This is a genomic window from Alloscardovia theropitheci (genome assembly GCF_004332295.1).
Lineage (GTDB): Bacteria > Actinomycetota > Actinomycetes > Actinomycetales > Bifidobacteriaceae > Alloscardovia > Alloscardovia theropitheci.
Map to the genome: position 1 here is coordinate 240,717 of NZ_RXLP01000019.1, position 16,629 is coordinate 257,345.

Here is a 16,629-nt window from a genome sequence, read left to right on the forward strand (position 1 = left end):
AACCAATATGTGCCATGCATATGCTTCAATACGCATGGCACTGCGGTTACGTGAGAAAAGGGAATCACATGAGTGATGAAACCGAAGTAGTCAAGACGACAAACAACGAGACTACAAGCATAACTTCAGAAGAAACACATGAAACTCCTACAGTTTCATCTGGTCGTGTAGCAACGAGCACTCAGATGCACACTACACAATCTTCCCAGGACTCAGCTCATAATGAGCATAATGAGAAAAAGAAGAGCGTACCACGTGCACGTCGTATGAAGCTTAGCTTGACTCAGATTGACCCATGGTCGGTAACCAAAGTTTCCTTCATGCTATTAATTGCAGCCGCTTTAATTCAGCTTGTTGCGGTTATTTTCTTGTACTTCGTTTTGCAAGCAGCGGGTATTTTTGATTCGCTAACATCAATTGTATCCAGCGCTGGTTTAAGTTCAGGTGGTTTTGATATCGCTTCCTTCATAAGCTTAGGTCGTGTCATTTCTATCTTTACGATTATTAGCGTATTTGAAATCGTTGTAGGAACTGTGCTTGCTGCTATTGGTGCATTTTTGTACAATATTGTAAGTTCACTAGTAGGTGGTATTCATGTCACTTTGGGTGACGACTAAATTGAGCAGTGACTAGATAAGAACAGATATAGAATAAGCCCGCACAGAGTGTGGGCTTATTTGTTAGACTATCTATATGAATGAAAAAATGCAGTCACGTCTTTATCTACTTACTTTCCTTGCGTGCGATATCTGGCTAATTCAAAGCATTATATCTTTTGTGCATGATGGCACAATAATGCATTGGTCAAGTCTGATTTTCATAGCTTGTATAGCAATTGTTATTTGCTATACAGGGTATCAAGGGTGGACTTTGTATACGAAAACACGAGAGAGCGATGAGGATGATAATGACAATAGTGATGAAGAATAATGTGTAAAATCTCCATCACTGTGATGATTACTCTGTGATGATTACTCTATGCTGAGTAATTTCATGTAATTTTTCGTGTATGAAATAATAAAAGTGGCAAAGTTTGAGAATTATTTTCTCTCTTTGCTGCTCTTTTTTGGTTTAAAAATCTTAAAATTCTCGACAAAGAGGTTATGAATTGGTGGAATTTTTGCTACGCCAAATCCAATCAGAACTGCTCCTATAAAAACATAAGATTCAGTATTTAAATTAAGAAGAATAAGTACGATAAAAATTCCGAAAGTTAGTAGACTCAGTGCAGAAGAATAGCTTTGCTGTTTAGAAGTCATAGAGGATGTGCGAAGTGGGAAAGCTCCAAATAAAATACCAGCGAGTAGTCCAATGATTCCACTGATAATGATCATGGCTAAGTTCATGTGTCCTCCTTGATGTTGTAAAAAAATTCTTGCTTGTACTGAATGTCACGAATTAGTTGTATCGATCTATAAGCTTGTGTGATACAGAAATACTTTCTGTATTAATAAATTCATTATTAACTTGTCTAGCCCCTGCAATTTCAGCAATAATCTGCTCATATGTAGTTTCTTGGGTATGATGAATGGCAACGATTTTTCCATGACGCATAATTGCTATTCGATCTGCTACAGCAAATACGTCAGGGAGATTATGGCATACAAGAAGTATTGATTTTCCTTGATTTCGAAGCTCTTTTATATAGGATAAAACTTGAGCAGTCTGAATAACAGATAAAGAAGCCGTAGGCTCATCCATAAGAATGATATCTGGATTATTAAGCATGGCACGAGCAATAGCAACAGTTTGTTTCTCCCCTGTGGATAAGCCTTCCATAGATCGAAATGCGCTCAATGGGGATGTAAGACGAGAGAGAATTTCTCGAGCTTTGACATGCATATATGAATCATTACGAATGGTAAATGGTGACGTTTTTTCTTGTCCAAGAAAGATATTTGCTGCGATATCGAGATTATTGCAAAAACTTAAATCCTGGAATATTGCTGCAATTCCGTAATCACTTGCTGCTTTAATATTTGGAATGGAAACATTTTCACCGCGTAAACAAATAGAGCCAGTATCTGGTGTATAAACGCCTACGATTGTTTTTAATAGCGTAGATTTTCCCGCGCCGTTATCTCCTACAAGAGCTACAACTTCATGCTCATTCATTGTAAGGTTAATGTCGCTGAGCGTTTCTATGTAATCAAAACTAAGACAAATATGATTCAATTCAAGTAATGGTGTGTGTGCACTAACTGTCATTGTATGAAGTCACCTTTGCCCTCGAAAACGTAACGGAAATAAGTATAGCATTATTGTGCCGATACTGGAGGTTGGTTGGATGCGAGTTCTATAGCTGCTAAAGCAGCTCCTAGGGTTACATTAGTGTCTGGCATAGTAGATGACATAATTTTAATAGGTGCTACTGCATTAGGGAAAAGAAGACGTTGAATTGATTGACGTAATGGTTCAAGGAAAGCATCTCCTGATTTACTTAAATCTCCTCCGATAATAATGCACTGCGGATCCATAGAAATACACGTTTGTGCGATTACAGTACCTACGCGTACAGCTGCATCAGAAATAACGCGACGACATCCAGGATCTCCGTCTTGAGCTTTTCGAATTAAATCATCGAGAGTTATAGATCCATGGGTAAAGGATAGAACCGATGTAAGGCGTTGTTCATTGACAACTGTATCGAGACAACCTCTATTACCGCATGCGCAAATATCGCCAAATGGATCAACTTGAATGTGTCCAATTTCTCCAGCTAATCCCATAGAGCCACGATATAAAGCACCGTTAATAAACAGAGAAGCTCCTATTCCGTCACCGGCTTGAACGTAGAGAAAATTAGGGAAATCAATACCAACTCCTTGCTTTGATTCAGCAATCGCAGCGGTATTAGCATCATTGTCTAAGAAAATAGGGCATTGAAAAGACTTTTTGAAATACGCGATGATATCAGTGTCATCCCAATCGCGCAAAATTCCACGAACACCTATTTGCTGATGTTTCCAGTCAATTGGAGTTGCTAAGGAAATCATAACAGCGACAATTTCATCAATCGAAGCAGCTATGGATTCTACTGTTTCATGGATGAGGCGAAGAGCTTCAATAAGAGTGGAATCAGGCTTATGTCCGTAAGGAAGAGGACGGTCGTGGTAAGCCAAAATCTTCTGAGAAAAATCTGTAATGCATATGGATAGATGATTACGTCCTATATGTAGACCCACACCGATGCCCATTTTTCGAGCGATAGAAACCAAAGTTGCTCTGCGACCACTGCGTATAGTGTCAGTCGTGGTAAAAAGACCATCATCCACGAGACGACGAACGAGAATGGAAACAGTTGCAGTAGAAAGACCTGTAGCTTCGGCGAGTTCAACTTGAGTCATTGCCCCGTATTTAGTGATGGCATCAAAAAGCATGGCCATATTTGCCTCGCGCAACGAGGTTTGAGAGCCTGAAATTTGATTTGCCATGCATTTAAGAATAAACATAAGAATGTACAAAATGCTAATAAAAGCACGAAATGTCACGATATTTCCATGATTGAATTAAAAATAAAAACACAAAAAAGCAAAATAGTGCGTGTTGAGTTGATTTCTTAAACACAATAAATTAGACTAGACAGCGCGGTTGATAAAAAAGACGGAATAATCCGTCACAATATCGTCATTCCTACGAAGGAGAAGGAAATGAGAACTACAAAGAAGCTTATGGCATTGGTTGCCACAGCTGCAATGATGGTTGGATTGGGTGCATGCTCATCAACCCGTGGTGGTTCATCAAATAGTTCATCAGGCATAGAAAAGGGTGCGGTCATTGGTGTATCCATGCCTACAAAGTCTGAAGAGCGTTGGAATAAGGATGGAAATAACCTGAAGGCAAAGCTTGAAAAAGCAGGTTATAAGGTAAATCTTTCTTTTGCAGATGATAAGCCAGCTCAGCAAAATGCTGATATTGAAAATATGGTTAACAACAATGCAAAGGTCATTGTTGTGGCAGCTAAGGATGGTACTGCAGTAGGTCCTGCGGTCGAGAAGGCTAAGGAAGCCGGTGCAAAAGTTATTGCATACGATCGTCTGATTATGAATACCAAGGCTGTAGACTACTATGTAACCTTCCAGCTTGAGAAGGTTGGAGAGCTTGAAGCAAAGTACATTATTGATCAGCTTGGACTTGAAAAGGGAGCAACTGGTCCTTTCAATATTGAACTCTTTACTGGTTCTCCGGATGATAATAATGCAAAGTACTTCTTCAAGGGCGCTTGGGATTTGCTCAAGCCATACTTTGAGAAGGGTGTGCTCGTATCTCCATCAAATCACGGTGGCGGTGTTAATGCGCAGAGCACAGTAGACAATACATGGCAGAAGATTTCGGTTCAGGGTTGGAAGACTGCTCAGGCACAAACTGATATGGAATCCATCCTTGATTCTACATATGCACATGGTGAGAAGCTTGATGCAGTTCTCTCCCCTTATGATGGCATTACTCAAGGTATCATCAATGCAATTCAGCAGAAGCGTCCAGATATGAAACCTGGTACTGATTCATGGCCAGTTATGACTGGACAGGATGCAATGGAAATTGCTATTGCAAACATCTCTAAGGGATTGCAGGGCGAAACCGTATTCAAGGATGTTAATGAGCTTGCAGATGCAGTATATAACATGGTTGTTGAAATCGCTGAAGGCAAAGAAGTAAGCGGTATTAACGGTAAGTTCAACAACGGTGTCATTGATGTGCCATCAAAGTTGCTTGAACCAGTATCTATTACCAAGGATAACTTGTCAGACTTGGTAAAGGCTGGGTACGTAACTCAAGAAAGGTTTGATCAGCTTACTAAGTAAAAATTAGCGAGCTTATTAAACAAATGTGAACTGTGCATAGAATGCATTGTCATCGTATGCAGTAGTTGAGATTAATACATTCTGTGCACAGTTTTTGGTTAAAGGAGTGATTATGGCTGAAGCAGAAACCATCCTGCGTATGCAAAATATCACCAAAACATTTGGTCCTGTTAAGGCTCTCACGGATGTGAACTTAAGCGTGGACCGCGGAGAAATTCACGCAATATGCGGTGAAAATGGTGCTGGTAAGTCCACATTGATGAATGTGCTTTCCGGTGTTTACCCATATGGCACATATACAGGTGATATTGAATTTGATGGAAAGCTATGCAAGTATAAGAATATTAAGGATTCTGAAAATGATGGAATCGTTATTATTCATCAGGAACTTGCATTAATTCCTTTCCTATCGATTGCAGAAAATATTTTCTTAGGCAACGAAACTCAGAAAAATGGCGTGATTAATTGGCAAGAAACTCATGCAAAGGCACAAGAGCTACTTGATAGAGTTGGTCTTCCTGAAGATCCTGAAACAAAAATCATGGATATCGGTGTGGGTAAGCAGCAGCTTGTTGAAATTGCTAAGGCTCTGACTAAAGATGTAAAGTTGCTTATTCTTGATGAACCAACAGCTGCACTTAATGATGAAGATTCCGCTCATTTGCTCGGACTGATTCGCGATTTGCGTGATAATCATGGCGTGACGAGCATTATCATTTCTCATAAGCTCAATGAAATTGCTGATATTGCAGATAATATTACGATTATTCGTGATGGTTCAACTGTAGGAGAAATGTTCATCGACGAAGAGCAGCCACTCGATACGGACGAACTTATTCGAAAGATGGTTGGCCGTCCTTTGACAAACCTGTATCCTTATCATGAATCCAAAATTGGGGAAGAAATTCTTCGCGTAGAAAATTGGACTGTCCACTCCCCTCTTGATTCTGAACGTGTCATCGTAGATAATGCAAACTTCCATGTACGTGCTGGTGAAATTATCGGTTTTGCAGGCCTTATGGGCGCAGGACGTACAGAAATGGCAATGAGTATCTTCGGTAAATCATACGGAGTAGGAATATCGGGCGATCTTTATATCCATGGCAAGAAGCATGAACTGAAGAATGTTCAACAAGCGATTGATGCTGGTCTTGCATATGCTACAGAGGATCGTAAAGCTTATGGTCTCAACCTTCTTCAAAATATTCGTGAGAATTCTTCCCTCGCAGCTCTTACTAAGATGAGCAAGATGGGCGTGATGGATGATAATACCGAACGCAAATCTGTCGAAGAATATCGTAAGGGCTTTAATATTAAATGCCAGAATATCGATGTCAACGTGGGAACTCTTTCTGGAGGTAATCAGCAGAAAGTTGTACTTGCGAAATGGGTTATCTCCAATCCTGATATTTTGATTCTCGATGAGCCAACGCGTGGTATTGATGTCGGTGCAAAGTATGAAATCTACGAGATCATAGATCGCATGGCTGATGAAGGTAAAGCAGTTATCGTTATTTCATCAGAACTTCCAGAACTTATCGGTATCTGCGACCGTATTTACACGGTAAATCAAGGCGTTATTACAGCCGATGTATCCAAAGAAGGTTTTACCCAGGAATATCTCATGCGCTGCATGACCAAGGAAAAGGATGAGATTTAAGATGGCAACTGAAACTGCATCTGTCACACAGAAGACAGAAAAGAAAGAAACCAGCACCTTGCTGTCCACAATTACAGGAAATTTGCGTCAGTACGGTATTGTAGGCGCACTGATTGTCATTGTTATTGCATTCCAGATTTTGACTGGTGGCGTATTACTGAAGCCAAATAGCTTCGTATCGCTGATTCAGCAGAACGCATACGTGATTATCTTGGCAATTGGTATGGTAATGGTCATTATCGCTACACATATCGATTTGTCTGTTGGCTCGTTAGTAGCATTTATCGGTGGTGTGTGTGCGCTGCTGATGGAACACTATAACGTCAACTGGATGGTAGCTATTCTTGTAAGCATCGTACTTGGTTTGGTTATCGGTGTATGGAATGGTTTCTGGGTGGCATATGTACGAATCCCGGGCTTCATTACCACCTTGGCAGGTATGTTGATTTTCCGCGGTTTGGCAACTGTTATCGTTGGTGAATCAGTACCAATTACATCGCGTGACTTCCGTGGTATTGCAAGCAATTATCTTCCAAATATATTCGGTTATGCAGGAACTATGGATATTCTTACATTGGTTGTAGGTGTTGCTATCTTCGCATTGTTCGTATTCCTTCAGTTCCGTAACCGTTCCAAGGTAGCAGCATCTGGTCTCGAGCCAGAACCAATGAGCCTTACTTGGATTAAGGTTGTTGTAGCAGGTTTGGTTATCGGTTTTGTAACATATTTGCTTGCAAATTCTGGTAACGATACAACCGGCGGTATCCCAATTATGCTCGTCATCGTTGGTATACTCGTAGTGATTTACAACTTCATCCTGACCCGCACGGTCTTTGGCCGTCACGTCTATGCTGTCGGTGGTAACCGTAAGGCGGCACGTCTGTCCGGTATCGATGATCGCAAGGTTGATTTCTTCCTCTACATCCATATGGGATTCCTCTCAGCAGTAGCAGCTGTATGCATGCTTTCCCGTCTTGCATCAGCAACAGCTCAGGCTGGTATGGAATTCGAAATGGATGCTATTGCAGCGTGCTTCATCGGTGGTACAGCAGTTACCGGTGGTATCGGTACTATTCCGGGCGCTGTTATTGGTGCATTCGTTATGGGTGTTATCAATCAAGGTCTGTCGATTATGGGTGTTGATACTGCAATCGTTAAGACCATCAAGGGTCTTGTGCTCTTGGGTGCTGTAGCCGTCGATTTGATGTCAAAGCGCAAGAAGGGCTAAGTATCGCTGCACGAAGGATTATAACTTCATCTTCTTCTCTCCATTAACCACAGTGTCCCAATCGTATTGGTATAGATACGATTGGGACACTTTTATATAAAGATGTCACAATTTATGGGATTTATGATGGATGGGCACGAGTTTTAGCTACTTGATGATGACTGTGAAAGAGATCTTTTAATTGAGGAATTCGTTATATATACGATGGAATAGAAAATCTCGAAACTTTTTGGCAAATCGGGTCATTTTTTAGTTGAAAATTCGATTTATTGGGTGATAAAACGACTCATTGTGCACAAAATTTTGAAAAGTATGAAAATAATACAGAGATATAGAATTTCTTACAGTAAGAGTTCGCATGTAAGTCCGATTTTTTGCGGTGAAAATTGATAGTTAAAGAGTCTGTGTACGTTCACAGAATAAAATTATTTTTTCTAGAACATGGAATATAGTAGCTGTGTATGACTTGCGGAAACGACTATGTTACCACAAGGAAATTCTCAGTGAGATGAGATAAAAGGAAGAAAGGAGTAGGGATGCTCGGCATTAATATGGATGACGTTATTGCAATGATTCGTTCTTTGCAGACTCAGTTAATTGTCATCGGTGTAGCTCTCTGCGTTGCAATTGTATTGACAATTGCGGTAAATAAGTTGTGGCTCAAGTCACAAGGATGGCGAAAGCTTATTCATTCATGGACCTGGATTGCAGCAACTGTTGCTGTAATCGTTGCTGTTTCCATGATGCTTTTCGGCCCATTGAATACTACGTTGAACCTGATGTCTGGTTCTGGTACATTGTCTGAATCTTCTAAGGCTCGTGCAGAAAAACTTGCTACAGAGATCCAAAATGAAGGCGTTACCCTCTTGGAAAACAATGATTCCAGCCTTCCATTGGAGAAGAATTCTTCTGTTAACGTTTTTGGTTGGGCTTCTTCTAACCCAATTTATGGTGGAACTGGTTCTGGTTCTATGAATGCTCAGTACCCAACCACTTCTCTTATCCAAGGTCTTCAGGATGCTGGTTTTAAGACTAATGAACAGCTTACAAAGAAGTACACTGATTACCGCGCTGATCGCCCTATCGTTGGTATGGTAAGCCAGGATTGGACTCTTCCAGAGCCAACTGCTGCTTCCTATACTGATGCTGAAATGACCCAGGCAAAGAACTTCTCTAAGAAGGCTATTGTGGTCATCGGTCGTTCTGGTGGTGAAGGTGCAGATCTTCCTTCAGATATGAGCACGATTGATACTCATGCAGCTGGTTACAAGTCTGAGGTTCAAGCATTCGGTGGTAAAGAAGTTCATGATTACGTCAACAACGGCGATTATAACGACTTTGAAGCTGGTGAAGGTTATCTCGATCTTTCTAAGACTGAACAAGACTTGGTAAAGCTCGTTACCGATAACTTCGATGATGTTACCGTTGTATATAACGGTGCAAATGCTATGAACTTGAGCTGGGTAAATAACTACTCTCAGATTAAGTCTGTACTCTGGTGCCCACCAGCAGGTCAAACTGGTTTTGATTCTCTCGGTACTATTCTTTCTGGTGAAGTAAACCCATCTGGTAAGACTTCTGATACATTCATCAAGGACTTCTCTCAGGCAGCTTGGCACAACAATATTGGTCACTGGGAATACACCAATATGGATGAGTTCAAGACCAATGCTGGTTTCTTCGGTAACTTCACACCTTCGTTCGTTAACTACTCTGAAGGTATCTATGTAGGTTACAAGTACTTCGAAACTGCAGCTGCTGAAGGCGTTATCAACTATGATGATGTCGTACAGTATCCATTTGGTTATGGTTTGTCTTACACCACATTCTCTCAGCAGATGAGCGAACCAACTGTTTCTGACGGCAAGGTTTCCTTCGATGTAACTGTAACTAATACTGGTTCTGTAGCAGGTAAGACTGCTGTCGAAATTTATTACAATCCTCCTTATACCAATGGTGGAATTGAAAAGTCTGTAGCAAATCTCGTTGCTTTCGAGAAGACAAAGTCTATCGAGCCTGGACAGTCTGAAACTGTTAAGGTTTCCTTCAATGAGTCTGACATGGCTTCATATGACACCGCTAATAATGGTGGATATGTTCTCGAATCTGGTGATTATGAGATTTCTGCTAATGCTGATTCTCATAACAAGCTTGATACAAAGACCGTAAACGTAGCAAATACTATTCGTTACGACTCTTCTAACCCTCACAATGGTGATAAGACAGCTGCTGTAAATCACTTTGAAGATGCTTCTGGTAATGGTTCTGTAACTTACCTCTCTCGTGCAAACCAGTTTGCAAACCGTGAGCAGGCACTTGCAGCTCCAACTAATCTTGAGCTCGCACAAGAGTACAAGGATACATTCGTTAACTCTTCTAATGTCAACGAATGGCTAGAAAAGACCAAGGCTGAAGAAGGCGACGTCAAGATGCCTACAACTGGTGCTAAGAATGGCATCCAGCTTTACCAACTTTATGGCAAGAAGTATGACGACAAGATGTGGGATCAGCTCCTTGATCAGCTCACTTATGAAGAGATGAATCAGCTCATCGCTTTCGCTGGTTATAACAATGCTGCTATCCCATCTATCGGTAAGGTACGTCAGTCTGATGTGGATGGTCCTGCAGCTTTGAACAACAACTTCACTCAGCAGGGCTCAATCGGTTTGCCTTCCAGCACAACCGTTGCATCTACATGGAATAAGGAACTTGCTAAGGAATACGGTAAGGTTATCGCTCAGATGGGTCATGACCTTCACATCACTGGTTGGTATGCACCAGCTATGAATATTCACCGTAGTCCATATGCAGGCCGTAACTTCGAATACTTCTCCGAGGACCCATTGCTCTCTGGTGTAATGGCTTCTGCTGAGATTAAGGAAGTTCAGGACGCTGGTATTTACGCATTCATGAAGCACTTTGCTTTGAATGATCAGGAAGATCATCGTTTGGCTATGCTTCACACATGGACTAATGAGCAGGCTTTGCGTGAAATTTACTTGAAGCCATTCGAAATGTCTGTGAAGGATGGCGGTGCTACTGCAGTAATGTCCGCATTCAACTACATCGGTAACACCTGGGCTGGTGCAAACAGTGCATTGCTCAACGATGTACTGCGCAATGAGTGGGGCTTCAACGGCTTCGTTCTGACTGATTACTTCGGTGGATATGGATATATGGAAGGTACTGAGTCCATCTACAATGGTGGTAACGGTATGCTTGCAACTGTTCCAACAACGAACAACATCACTGACCGTTCCGCAAACACCGTAGCTCACATGCGTGAAGCTGCTCATGGCATCTTGTATGCAGCAGTAAACACATATGTATACGCTAATGGTGCTCCAAGAGTTGAAATTGCTATGTGGCAGTGGATCTACTACGTAGTAGTAGCTGTTCTTGCTCTCTTGCTCCTGTGGGCGGCTTGGGTATCTATCCGTCGCTTCATCAAGCGTCGCAAGGCAGAAAAGGAAGCTGTTGAGGTAGTAGCAGTTGAAGAAACTGTAGAAGTACAGGAAACTGCAGAATCTACTGAAGACACTGCTCCAGCTGCTGAAGCTGAAAAGCCTGCGGATGCGGAATAATTCAACTGAATTATTAAGTACTCTGTAAAGTGCTTATAAAGTGGCCTAGTACTCATGTACTAGGCCACTTTTGCATAGGACGATATATGAGATGAGCTGGTATATGATTTCATAGGAAATTACACTGTAAGAGATAAGAGAGTTTTATTCGTCAATATTTTAATGTCATAAATCAAGAATGAGATATCAGCGAATAAACATTAAGGGGAGGGAATGAAATGAATATCTCGAACAGAATTTCTTCATGGCTTAAAACACAAACTTTTATGGTTCCCGCGCGTATACATGAGAATGAAGAACTCTTTGAGTACCCGATAACCGATAAAAACAAGTATGGCGTTATTTATGCACAGAATTACTCGCGTACACGCCAAGGTCAAGTACGTGCATACGTAGAAACAAGGTTTAGCTATCTTGCACGCCTCGTTATGACTATTGTGTGTACTTTAGCGAGTATAGGAATAACATGGCTATGCATAGAGGGTTTTGGAAGAATAGCTTATATAAAATTTGATGGTTATACATACTTAGCAATTGCTACGGCGATTAGTTTCTTTGTGCTCGCAGGCGGATATAGTGCGTTTATGTATTTCATTTCGCCGATCAAGACATTCCTTGTCAGTGATACATTCTTTGCTAAGAAACCGTACTTTGTCTACAGGAATATACAGGGATCGTCCTGGTTACGTATCATCCTAGGCGTCGTTATTTACTTTGTTATTAATGTCGTTTTAAACAATAGCTTGGATTATATAGTTCATACTCCAGATACTGGAATTGATTCACAGCAAAGCTCAAATTATTTTAGAGCGATTTCGCTTGTATACGGCATTGTTCAATCTCCTACGGCATCTATAACTCGAGAATTAATAACGATAATTGGAATGATTATCATTATTCCTGTTTGTGAAGAATTTATTTATCGTGGTGTAGTTTTACCGTCAATTATGGGATTAATGAGTCCTAATAATGCAGATGAAGAAAAATATCGCAAGGCGACAGCAGCTCCTCTTATGTGGTGGTCGATAATAATCAGCACTATTATCTTTGCACTCATTCATAGTACGACTCGAGGAGCAAGTGGAGTTGGTCTTATATCAGGTATATGCGCAAGTATCGTTTTGGGAATTATTACAGGATACAGTCGTTGTGTTTCAGGATCAATTAAAGAAAGCGTATGGATTCATGTGCTTTGTAATTTTGGATCAGTAATTGCCATGTATGCGCCACTTGTATCGTACATTTTAATGCGTTACTAAAAGTGCATATGCCTAACTGAGTTATAGCCAGTTTTCGCTAAGTGTTGAATTAAAACATGATTTTATGCAGTTCACGCTAGAAAATAAGCAAATCGGGAAAGTGTGCGTGCTAAGGTAGTAGAGTTCGTTAGAATCTTATGAGTTAGCTCTTTATGAGATGTGTGCAAGGAAGCTTGCATCATGGAGGAAGAAATAATGGTAAATGCAAAGGATATGACGCGCATTGAAAGAGCGTCATTGCTTTCTGGAAAATCGGAATGGGAAAGTCGAGATCTCCCGCAATACGATTTACCATCGTTTGTTATGAGTGACGGCCCTAACGGTGTACGTCGTCAGACAGGATCAGGCGATCATTTGGGATTGGGTGAATCAAAGCCTGCTACGTGCTTCCCAACAGCTGGTACTGTAGCAAATTCTTGGGATCCAGAAGAAGTAAAGGCTATGGGCGAAGCTCTTGGCGAAGAAGCTAAGGATCTTGGTGTACAGGTACTTTTAGGTCCTGGTATTAATATGAAACGAAATCCACTGTGTGGACGCAATTTTGAGTACTATTCTGAAGATCCACAGTTGGCAGGACGTTTAGCTGCTGGATTCATTGAAGGAATTCAGTCTAATGGTGTGGGTGCTTGCCCAAAACATTTTGCTGTAAATTCTCAGGAACTTCGTCGTCAGGCATCAAATTCTATCGTTGATGAGCGTACTCTTCGTGAATATTATTTAACCGCGTTTGAAATTGCTGTTAAGCAGGCTAAGCCATGGACGATTATGTCTGCGTACAACATGATTAACGGTACATACGCTCACGAGAATGAACATCTCATCAAGGATGTTCTTAAGGATGAGTGGGGGTTTGATGGTATCGTCATCTCTGACTGGGGTGGATCGAACGATATCGTAGAGTCGGCACGTGTAGGTGCTGCTTTGGAAATGCCAGCAGCTGGTTTGGCTTCTGCTCGTCAGCTCGTAAAAGGCATAGAAGATGGTCGTCTCACAGATGATGAGTTGTCTGCCGCAGCACAGGATGTCGTTAATATCGTAGAAAAGACTCGTAATACGCATCCATCTGGAAATGGATTCCTGACAGAAGAGCAGAAAACTGCTCATCACGAGATTGCTCGTCGTATCGCTCAGAAGACTGCTGTGCTTCTTCGCAACGAAAATTCTGCTTTGCCTCTTAAGAAGGGTGCAAATGTAGTTGTTATCGGCGATATGGCACAAACAGCCCGTTATCAGGGTTCAGGATCATCAAAGGTTAATGCATATCGTGTAGATAACTTGCTTGATAGCTTGAAGTCTCGCGATGGTATCAATGTATTGGATTATGCACAGGGATATGACCGTCAAGGTGCTTCTCGTCCAGAATTGATCGAAGAGGCAGTTAATACAGTTAATTCAGCAAATCCAGATGTAGTTATCACATGCATTGGTTTGGATGAACGTTCTGAATCTGAGGGTCTTGATCGTTCCCACATGAATATTCCACAAGTTCAGCTTGATATGCTCGAACAATTGGTGGCAACTGGTAAGCAAATCGTTGTAGTACTCGTCGCTGGGTCAGCTGTAGAAGTTGATTTCGTTGATGACGTTGACGCGATTCTTTACGTTGGTTTGTCTGGTCAAGCAGGCGCTCTCGCTACAGTAGATATTTTGACCGGTGAGGTTAATCCTTCCGGACATTTGGCTGAATCCTGGCCAATTGATTATGCAGACGTACCAAGCTCAGATAATTATCCAGTAGCTGAACGTGACTCTGTATATCGTGAAGGACCATTCGTAGGATATCGTTATTACACCACACGTGATATTCCTGTACGCTTCCCATTCGGCTACGGTTTGAGCTATTCAAGCTTTGAATATTCAGATCTGAATGTCGATGATAATGGCGTTACATTCACTGTGACTAATACATCTGATGTACCAGGCGCTGATGTTGCTCAGCTTTATGTACATCCGATTAATTCAGGTGTATTGCGTCCAGCTCGTGAGCTCAAGGGATTCCAACGAGTCGAACTCGGTGCTCATGAATCGAAGCAAGTTCGTATCGACTTCGATGAGTATACTTATCGTCATTTCGATGTTGAGACGAATTCATGGCAAGTTGAGGCTGGGGAATGGGAAATTTTCGTTGGAAACAATGTCAACAATACCCCACTTCGCGCAACACATACCATCGTGGGAACTATGCAGCCACGCCCACGCAATTCAGCATTGGGTCACTACTGGGATGGCGATGTTAAGAATGTCTCAAATGAAGAATTTGAAGCATTGTACGGTGCTCCTGTGCATCTCTATCGTCCAGATGTATTAGGACCAAATGATGCTATCTCTTCATGGACTCAGTCACGTTCGTGGGTTGCACGATTGATTGCAAATTCTGTTCAGCATCAAAGCGATAAGGCACTTGAACGTACTGGTGCTCCTGATTTGAATGCACTGTTCCTCTTAAATATGCCTCCACGTGCTATGGCAAAGATGACTGCCGGTGCTGTCTCACCTGAAATGGTTGACGGTATCGTTGATATCTCTAACAAGCATTTCTGGCGCGGAATAAGCCACGTTATTGCTGAATATTTCCGTAATGCATCTGCTAATAAGAAGACACTGAAGGAGATCACCCATGAGTAACGAAACACTTAATGAATCCGCTGTAGAGAATGCGGACGTTACGCCAACTTCAGAAAATGAAAATGGCTTGAAGAAATGGATTAACGAGCACCCTGATTTGTGGGAGTTTATCCTCTTCAATATCTTGTCGAATGTTTCTACAGCATCACGCTTTATCGTTTTGTGGGTACTGACACCACTATTCGTTAATGCGATGGCTTTGACGGCTCCATTCCACTTTATGTTCTATAACTATGACACAAAAGATGGTGGTTTGGGAATCTTCCTCGCAACGATTATCGCTGAAATTGTTGCTCAGACTGTTAACTTCTTTGTACAGATGAAGTGGGTCTTTAAGTCCGATTCCAACTTTAAGGATGCTGCTTGGAAGTACATCGTACTTGCAATTATTATCATCATTATTTCCGGATTTGCGCCAAGCTACATTAGCGCATGGGCAAATAGCATCGGATGGGGTGGTATATCAAGTACTTTGACAGCTGTATTCAACACATTAATGGCTGTCGTCGTCTCCTATCCATTGCTTAAGTTCTGGATTATGCCAAAGAGCAAGGAAGAGAAGGCTGAGGAGAAGTAGCTTTATCTGCTGATAACTAGCCCTTGATACAATAGGTCTATCTGGTAATTTCCGGATAGACCTATTGTGTATAGAATTCTGTATAGAGCAGACGAAAATGTTAATCGATATTCATACATTGATAGAAATGATATGTGATTTGATGCCATAAATAATTGCATTACTGATAGTAAATAGTCGGAATTGCTGTGGCACATAGGCATTGTAGTGAGTGAAGCCACTTAAATAGTCGGATAAAAGCTACTACATATGATTTTAAGGAGACTTTGCATGGCTGAAAATATTGAAAATCAGGCGAATAATCAAACTGCGACTGACACCAATGCATCCGCCTTCAAAAAGTGGACACTTGAACATCCTGATTTGTGGGAGTTCATTAAGTTCAATGGATTATCGCAAATTTCTACAGTTGTGCGATTTGTGTTGTTGTGGATTTTGACACCTGTATTCGTTGGAGCTTTGGGATTGACAGCTCCGTTCCATTTCGCTTTTTATAATTATGATTCCGCAGCTGGTGGTGTAGGAATTTTCTTAGCTACTATTATTACTGAAATCATTGCTCAGACGGTCAACTTCTTCGTTCAGATGAAGTGGGTCTTTAATTCTGATGCCAGCTTTATGTCCGCAGCATGGAAGTACGTCATTCTGTCACTTCTTATCATTATGATTTCTGGATTTGCACCAAGTTATATCAACGAATGGGCTAATAGTATCGGTTGGGGTGCTGCAGCAAGTACCTTGAGTGCTGTATTTAATACTATTGCAGCAACGATTGTGGCATATCCATTGCTGAAGTTCTGGATTGCTCCAAAGAGCAAGGACGAGAAGTAATTTACGTGACAATTACTTTTCACTGTTAATCCCATGATTCCACGTTCACTGGAAGCATGG

Annotated in this window: 13 protein-coding genes; 10 read left to right on the forward strand and 3 right to left on the reverse strand. The window is 41.4% G+C overall.

Annotated elements, in window-relative coordinates; translation table 11 throughout:
- Positions 1–68 precede the first annotated feature (68 nt).
- Together EJ419_RS04505 and EJ419_RS04510 are read left to right on the forward strand one after the other, a co-directional pair.
- A complete protein-coding gene (locus EJ419_RS04505) occupies positions 69–617 on the forward strand; it encodes a DUF3566 domain-containing protein (protein WP_240680333.1) in 549 nt (182 codons plus the stop codon).
- Between the two features lie 76 nt (positions 618–693).
- Complete coding sequence (locus EJ419_RS04510) at positions 694–930, forward strand: hypothetical protein (RefSeq protein WP_131284021.1); 237 nt, start codon at positions 694–696, stop codon at positions 928–930.
- Positions 931–1,040: 110 nt separating this feature from the next.
- Here the strand turns inward: EJ419_RS04510 and EJ419_RS04515 are convergent, their stop codons facing one another.
- Genes EJ419_RS04515 through EJ419_RS04525 form a run of 3 tightly spaced genes read right to left on the reverse strand, consistent with a single transcriptional unit; the run spans position 1,041 to position 3,434 of the window.
- Complete coding sequence (locus EJ419_RS04515) at positions 1,041–1,346, reverse strand: hypothetical protein (protein ID WP_131284023.1); 306 nt, start codon at positions 1,344–1,346, stop codon at positions 1,041–1,043.
- Between the two features lie 52 nt (positions 1,347–1,398).
- On the reverse strand, positions 1,399–2,208 hold the full coding sequence (locus tag EJ419_RS04520) for an ATP-binding cassette domain-containing protein (RefSeq protein WP_131284025.1): 810 nt from the start codon (positions 2,206–2,208) through the stop codon (positions 1,399–1,401).
- A 50-nt stretch (positions 2,209–2,258) separates the two neighbouring features.
- A complete protein-coding gene (locus EJ419_RS04525; protein WP_131284027.1) occupies positions 2,259–3,434 on the reverse strand; it encodes an ROK family transcriptional regulator in 1,176 nt (391 codons plus the stop codon).
- A 216-nt stretch (positions 3,435–3,650) separates the two neighbouring features.
- Here EJ419_RS04525 and EJ419_RS04530 point away from each other — a divergent pair, with 216 nt between their 5' ends.
- From EJ419_RS04530 to EJ419_RS04565, 8 genes are all read left to right on the forward strand, one after another.
- A complete protein-coding gene (locus tag EJ419_RS04530) occupies positions 3,651–4,805 on the forward strand; it encodes a substrate-binding domain-containing protein (protein WP_131284030.1) in 1,155 nt (384 codons plus the stop codon).
- Between the two features lie 112 nt (positions 4,806–4,917).
- Positions 4,918–6,465: a multiple monosaccharide ABC transporter ATP-binding protein gene (gene mmsA, locus EJ419_RS04535; protein WP_131284032.1), complete on the forward strand. Its 1,548-nt coding sequence runs from the start codon at positions 4,918–4,920 to the stop codon at positions 6,463–6,465.
- A gap of 1 nt (position 6,466) precedes the next feature.
- The gene (gene mmsB, locus EJ419_RS04540) at positions 6,467–7,693 is read left to right on the forward strand and encodes a multiple monosaccharide ABC transporter permease (protein WP_131284034.1); all 1,227 of its coding nucleotides are present in this window, start codon (positions 6,467–6,469) and stop codon (positions 7,691–7,693) included.
- A 536-nt stretch (positions 7,694–8,229) separates the two neighbouring features.
- A complete protein-coding gene (locus EJ419_RS04545) occupies positions 8,230–11,277 on the forward strand; it encodes a beta-glucosidase (RefSeq protein WP_131284036.1) in 3,048 nt (1,015 codons plus the stop codon).
- Positions 11,278–11,495: 218 nt separating this feature from the next.
- Complete coding sequence (locus EJ419_RS04550; protein WP_131284038.1) at positions 11,496–12,536, forward strand: CPBP family intramembrane glutamic endopeptidase; 1,041 nt, start codon at positions 11,496–11,498, stop codon at positions 12,534–12,536.
- Between the two features lie 180 nt (positions 12,537–12,716).
- Positions 12,717–15,161 carry a glycoside hydrolase family 3 C-terminal domain-containing protein gene (locus tag EJ419_RS04555; protein ID WP_240680334.1) on the forward strand — a complete coding sequence of 815 codons (2,445 nt, stop codon included), beginning with the start codon at positions 12,717–12,719 and terminating at the stop codon, positions 15,159–15,161.
- On the forward strand, positions 15,154–15,738 hold the full coding sequence (locus tag EJ419_RS04560) for a GtrA family protein (protein WP_131284040.1): 585 nt from the start codon (positions 15,154–15,156) through the stop codon (positions 15,736–15,738). Before EJ419_RS04555 ends, EJ419_RS04560 begins: the two co-directional genes overlap by 8 nt.
- A gap of 270 nt (positions 15,739–16,008) precedes the next feature.
- On the forward strand, positions 16,009–16,569 hold the full coding sequence (locus EJ419_RS04565) for a GtrA domain-containing protein (protein ID WP_131284042.1): 561 nt from the start codon (positions 16,009–16,011) through the stop codon (positions 16,567–16,569).
- The last annotated feature ends 60 nt before the right edge of the window (positions 16,570–16,629 follow it).

Bases quoted from the DNA above. Each gene is read 5' to 3' on its own strand.
- EJ419_RS04505 (WP_240680333.1), top strand. From the start codon at position 69: ATGAGTGATGAAACCGAAGTAGTCAAGACGACAAACAACGAGACTACA.
- EJ419_RS04510 (WP_131284021.1), top strand. From the start codon at position 694: ATGAATGAAAAAATGCAGTCACGTCTTTATCTACTTACTTTCCTTGCG.
- EJ419_RS04515 (WP_131284023.1), bottom strand. From the start codon at position 1,346: ATGAACTTAGCCATGATCATTATCAGTGGAATCATTGGACTACTCGCT.
- EJ419_RS04520 (WP_131284025.1), bottom strand. From the start codon at position 2,208: ATGACAGTTAGTGCACACACACCATTACTTGAATTGAATCATATTTGT.
- EJ419_RS04525 (WP_131284027.1), bottom strand. From the start codon at position 3,434: ATGGCAAATCAAATTTCAGGCTCTCAAACCTCGTTGCGCGAGGCAAAT.
- EJ419_RS04530 (WP_131284030.1), top strand. From the start codon at position 3,651: ATGAGAACTACAAAGAAGCTTATGGCATTGGTTGCCACAGCTGCAATG.
- mmsA (WP_131284032.1), top strand. From the start codon at position 4,918: ATGGCTGAAGCAGAAACCATCCTGCGTATGCAAAATATCACCAAAACA.
- mmsB (WP_131284034.1), top strand. From the start codon at position 6,467: ATGGCAACTGAAACTGCATCTGTCACACAGAAGACAGAAAAGAAAGAA.
- EJ419_RS04545 (WP_131284036.1), top strand. From the start codon at position 8,230: ATGCTCGGCATTAATATGGATGACGTTATTGCAATGATTCGTTCTTTG.
- EJ419_RS04550 (WP_131284038.1), top strand. From the start codon at position 11,496: ATGAATATCTCGAACAGAATTTCTTCATGGCTTAAAACACAAACTTTT.
- EJ419_RS04555 (WP_240680334.1), top strand. From the start codon at position 12,717: ATGGAGGAAGAAATAATGGTAAATGCAAAGGATATGACGCGCATTGAA.
- EJ419_RS04560 (WP_131284040.1), top strand. From the start codon at position 15,154: ATGAGTAACGAAACACTTAATGAATCCGCTGTAGAGAATGCGGACGTT.
- EJ419_RS04565 (WP_131284042.1), top strand. From the start codon at position 16,009: ATGGCTGAAAATATTGAAAATCAGGCGAATAATCAAACTGCGACTGAC.